2 tRNA genes and 3 rRNA genes are annotated in these 5,676 nt (G+C 54.4%); all 5 read right to left on the reverse strand.

Annotation, left to right across the window (positions count from 1 at the left end):
- Positions 1-70: 70 nt before the first annotated feature.
- A 5S ribosomal RNA gene (rrf, locus tag JMF82_RS21470) occupies positions 71-183 on the reverse strand.
- A gap of 242 nt (positions 184-425) precedes the next feature.
- Positions 426-3,305: ribosomal RNA gene (locus JMF82_RS21475) — 23S ribosomal RNA — on the reverse strand.
- A gap of 201 nt (positions 3,306-3,506) precedes the next feature.
- Positions 3,507-3,582: transfer RNA gene (locus tag JMF82_RS21480), tRNA-Ala, on the reverse strand.
- A gap of 11 nt (positions 3,583-3,593) precedes the next feature.
- Positions 3,594-3,670 (reverse strand) — tRNA-Ile (locus JMF82_RS21485).
- A 195-nt stretch (positions 3,671-3,865) separates the two neighbouring features.
- Positions 3,866-5,410: ribosomal RNA gene (locus JMF82_RS21490) — 16S ribosomal RNA — on the reverse strand.
- The 16S, 23S and 5S rRNA genes sit together here with 2 tRNA genes alongside, the layout of an rRNA operon.
- Positions 5,411-5,676: the final 266 nt, after the last annotated feature.

A 5,676-nucleotide genomic window follows, 5' to 3' on the forward strand; every position in this document is an offset into this window, starting at 1 on the left:
CGCGGCGGATTTTTCATGGCGCGCAAAGACAAACGCCTTCCCGGGTGGGAAGGCGTTTGAGGGATAAAGCCCCTGGCGGTGACCTACTCTTGCATGAGGATTCACACTACCATCGGCGCAGCTGCGTTTCACTTCCGAGTTCGGGATGGGATCGGGTGGGACCACAGCGCTATAGCCGCCAGGGAAAGGGTAGAAGTAGCGCTGAAAGCGCCGGCTTCAAACTTTGAAGAGTCCAGCCATGGATGGCTGGTTTTTGCTCTTCCGCGAGACGGATCTCGCGTGGAATAAAGGGTAAACGAGTGACAAGCGTCTGGTGAAATTCTTTCGAGATGGTTCGTTGAAGCGTGCTTTTCCTGAGGAGTGCGGCCAGGATGGCCGCTTTCTCGCGCAGGGATAGCGCGTTAAACAAAGCGTCTTGGGGTTATATGGTCAAGCCTCACGGCTCATTAGTACGCGTAAGCTCAATGCATTGCTGCACTTCCACACCGCGCCTATCAACCACCTAGTCTTGATGGTGCCTTAAGGAGAGTCGAGCTCTCGGGAGATCTCATCTTGAGGCGCGCTTCCCGCTTAGATGCTTTCAGCGGTTATCGCTTCCGTTCGTAGCTACCGGGCAATGCCATGGGCATGACAACCCGAACACCAGCGGAACGTCCACTCCGGTCCTCTCGTACTAGGAGCAGCCCCTCTCAAATCTCCAACGCCCACGACAGATAGGGACCGAACTGTCTCACGACGTTCTGAACCCAGCTCGCGTACCACTTTAAATGGCGAACAGCCATACCCTTGGGACCGGCTACAGCCCCAGGATGTGATGAGCCGACATCGAGGTGCCAAACACCGCCGTCGATATGAACTCTTGGGCGGTATCAGCCTGTTATCCCCGGAGTACCTTTTATCCGTTGAGCGATGGCCCTTCCATACAGAACCACCGGATCACTAAGACCTACTTTCGTACCTGCTTGATCCGTCGATCTCGCAGTCAAGCACGCTTATGCCTTTGCACACAGTGCGCGATGTCCGACCGCGCTGAGCGTACCTTCGTGCTCCTCCGTTACTCTTTGGGAGGAGACCGCCCCAGTCAAACTACCCACCACACACGGTCCCTGATCCGGATTACGGACCTAGGTTAGAACGTCAAGCACTTCAGGGTGGTATTTCAAGGATGGCTCCACCGAAACTAGCGTCTCGGTTTCATAGCCTCCCACCTATCCTACACAGAAGAACTCAACGTTCAGTGTGAAGCTGTAGTAAAGGTTCACGGGGTCTTTCCGTCTTGCCGCGGGAACGCTGCATCTTCACAGCGATTTCAATTTCACTGAGTCTCGGGTGGAGACAGCGCCGCTGTCGTTACGCCATTCGTGCAGGTCGGAACTTACCCGACAAGGAATTTCGCTACCTTAGGACCGTTATAGTTACGGCCGCCGTTTACTGGGGCTTCGATCAAGAGCTTCGCCTTGCGGCTGACCCCATCAATTAACCTTCCAGCACCGGGCAGGCGTCACACCCTATACGTCCACTTTCGTGTTTGCAGAGTGCTGTGTTTTTGATAAACAGTCGCAGCGGCCAGGTTACTGCGACCCTCTAACGCTCAGTCACGCACGTGACCACGCCGGAGGGCGCACCTTCTCCCGAAGTTACGGTGCCATTTTGCCTAGTTCCTTCACCCGAGTTCTCTCAAGCGCCTTGGGATTCTCACCCTGCCTACCAGTGTCGGTTTACGGTACGGTTTCTCTGTAGCTGAAGCTTAGTGGCTTTTCCTGGAAGCGTAGTATCAGTCACTTCGCCCAATAGGGCTCGTCTCGGTGCTCGGCATAAAGAGGGCCGGATTTGCCTAACCCTCATGCCTACCGCCTTTCCCCGGGACAACCAACGCCCGGTAGACCTAACTTTCTCCGTCCCCACATCGCACTACAGACAAGTGCTGGAATATTAACCAGCTTCCCATCGACTACGCATTTCTGCCTCGCCTTAGGGGCCGACTCACCCTGCGCCGATGAACGTTGCGCGAGGAAACCTTGGGCTTTCGGCGTGCGGGCTTTTCACCCGCATTATCGTTACTCATGTCAGCATTCGCACTTCCGATACCTCCAGCAGACTTCTCAATCCACCTTCACAGGCTTACGGAACGCTCCTCTACCGCGCACACTTACGTGTGCACCCCGAGCTTCGGTGTAATGCTTAGCCCCGTTAAATCTTCCGCGCAGACCGACTCGACCAGTGAGCTATTACGCTTTCTTTAAAGGGTGGCTGCTTCTAAGCCAACCTCCTGGCTGTCTATGCCTTTCCACATCGTTTTCCACTTAGCATTAACTTTGGGACCTTAGCTGCGGGTCTGGGTTGTTTCCCTTTTCACGACGGACGTTAGCACCCGCCGTGTGTCTCCCGTACATTCTGTCCTGGTATTCGGAGTTTGCCATGGTTTACTAAGCCGCGATGGCCCGCTAGCCATAACAGTGCTCTACCCCCAGGAAGATTCATACGAGGCGCTACCTAAATAGCTTTCGAGGAGAACCAGCTATCTCCGAGTTTGTTTAGCCTTTCACTCCTATCCACAGCTCATCCCCATCTATTGCAACAGATGTGGGTTCGGTCCTCCAGTGCGTGTTACCGCACCTTCAACCTGGCCATGGATAGATCACTCGGTTTCGGGTCTACTGCCAGAGACTATGCGCCCTATTCAGACTCGGTTTCCCTTCGCCTCCCCTATACGGTTAAGCTTGCCACTGACAGTAAGTCGCTGACCCATTATACAAAAGGTACGCAGTCACCCTTGCGGGCTTCCACTGCTTGTACGTATACGGTTTCAGGGTCTATTTCACTCCCCTCTCCGGGGTTCTTTTCGCCTTTCCCTCACGGTACTTGTTCGCTATCGGTCGGTCAGGAGTATTTAGCCTTGGAGGATGGTCCCCCCATGTTCAGACAGGGTTTCTCGTGCCCCGCCTTACTCAATTTCATCTCTCATGCCCTTTCGCCTACGGGGCTATCACCCGCTATGGCCGGCCTTTCCAAACCGTTCGGCTAAAACACAAGAGACTTTTGGGCTAGTCCGCGTTCGCTCGTCGCTACTGACGGAATCTCGGTTGATTTCTTTTCCTCCGGGTACTTAGATATTTCAGTTCCCCGGGTTCGCTTCGTTGAGCTATGTATTCACTCAACGATACTGCTTACGCAGTGGGTTTCCCCATTCGGACATTGCCGGATCAAAGCTTGTTGCCAGCTCCCCGACACTTTTCGCAGGCTGCCACGTCCTTCATCGCCTCTGACCGCCAAGGCATCCACCGTATACGCTTGGTCGCTTGACCATATAACCCCAAGTCGCCTCGGGATCATATTTCCAAACAACGCGTTCGCTTAATTGCCTCAACGACACATCTCGGTTCGGTTTCGAACCAAAACGCTTGTCACTCGTTTACATTTTCAAAGAACACAAGAACGGCCACAGTGCCGCCTCGTTTCTAAATCTTTATGTGTGCGCTGCCTTCATTTCACGTCGCGTCACCAAATGGTGGAGCCAGTCAGGATCGAACTGACGACCCCCTGCTTGCAAAGCAGGTGCTCTCCCAGCTGAGCTATGGCCCCAAGTGATTCAGTGGTGGGTCTGGGAGGACTCGAACCACCGGCCTCACCCTTATCAGGGGTGCGCTCTAACCACCTGAGCTACAGACCCGGGAACCTATGTGCCTCAACACGAACAACCCACTCTTCGAGCATTCGCATCGAAGCGGGCGTTTCGTGAAGAGTCCAGCCAGGGATGGCTGGTCTTGCTCTTCGCGACAAGGATGTCGCGTGAAGCAAACTTCGCGTGAAAAGAAGTGCAGGTGTCTTGTGTGGACGTCTTGCGGGGAGAAAGATGTCGTTCTCGAAAGGAGGTGATCCAGCCGCACCTTCCGATACGGCTACCTTGTTACGACTTCACCCCAGTCATGAACCACTCCGTGGTCGTCGTCCCCCTTGCGGTTAGACTAACGGCTTCTGGAGCAACTCACTCCCATGGTGTGACGGGCGGTGTGTACAAGGCCCGGGAACGTATTCACCGCAGCATAGCTGATCTGCGATTACTAGCGATTCCGACTTCACGAAGTCGAGTTGCAGACTTCGATCCGGACTGGGATCGGCTTTCTGGGATTGGCTCCACCTCGCGGTATTGCAACCCTCTGTACCGACCATTGTAGTACGTGTGTAGCCCTGGCCGTAAGGGCCATGATGACTTGACGTCATCCCCACCTTCCTCCGGTTTGTCACCGGCAGTCTCCTTAGAGTTCCCACCATTACGTGCTGGCAACTAAGGACAAGGGTTGCGCTCGTTGCGGGACTTAACCCAACATCTCACGACACGAGCTGACGACAGCCATGCAGCACCTGTGTTCTGATTCCCGAAGGCACTCCCGCATCTCTGCAGGATTCCAGACATGTCAAGGCCAGGTAAGGTTCTTCGCGTTGCATCGAATTAAACCACATACTCCACCGCTTGTGCGGGCCCCCGTCAATTCCTTTGAGTTTCAGTCTTGCGACCGTACTCCCCAGGCGGCGAACTTAACGCGTTAGCTTCGACACTGATCTCCGAGTTGAGACCAACATCCAGTTCGCATCGTTTAGGGCGTGGACTACCAGGGTATCTAATCCTGTTTGCTCCCCACGCTTTCGTGCCTCAGCGTCAGTGTTGATCCAGATGGCCGCCTTCGCCACTGATGTTCCTCCCGATCTCTACGCATTTCACCGCTACACCGGGAATTCCACCATCCTCTATCACACTCTAGCGATCCAGTATCCACTGCCATTCCCAGGTTGAGCCCGGGGATTTCACAGCAGACTTAAATCACCGCCTACGCACGCTTTACGCCCAGTAATTCCGATTAACGCTTGCACCCTTCGTATTACCGCGGCTGCTGGCACGAAGTTAGCCGGTGCTTATTCCTCAGGTACCGTCAGCTCCACCGGGTATTAACCAATGGCATTTCGCTCCTGATAAAAGTGCTTTACAACCCGAAGGCCTTCTTCACACACGCGGCATTGCTGGATCAGGCTTGCGCCCATTGTCCAATATTCCCCACTGCTGCCTCCCGTAGGAGTCTGGACCGTGTCTCAGTTCCAGTGTGGCTGATCATCCTCTCAGACCAGCTAGCGATCGTCGCCTTGGTAGGCCATTACCCTACCAACTAGCTAATCGCACATCGGTTCGTCCAACCGCGCGAGGTCTTGCGATCCCCCGCTTTCTCCCATAGGACGTATGCGGTATTAGCGTAAGTTTCCCTACGTTATCCCCCACGTTTGGGTAGATCCCGATGCATTACTCACCCGTCCGCCACTCGCCACCCATAGAGCAAGCTCTACTGTGCTGCCGTTCGACTTGCATGTGTTAGGCATGCCGCCAGCGTTCAATCTGAGCCAGGATCAAACTCTTCACTTAAGTTTTCGACAGCCCGAAGACCGTCTATCTTTCTGAAGCGTATGTCCTAACCATAAACGTCAAGCTTTTGAATTGACTCTTAGGTTAGACGCTTGCATATGTTTGACATTCAGTCATCCACCGCAAGGCGCCCACACAAGTCACCTGCGCACACTGTCAAAGATCTCAATCACTTGCGGGCCGTTGCCGTTTCCGCGTTGGAACATTTCGTTCCGAGTGAGCCGCTCATCTTACATCGTTTTTCCTGTCCGTCAACACCGTCTGCG

Source organism: Dyella sp. EPa41, assembly GCF_016586165.1.
GTDB lineage: Bacteria > Pseudomonadota > Gammaproteobacteria > Xanthomonadales > Rhodanobacteraceae > Dyella.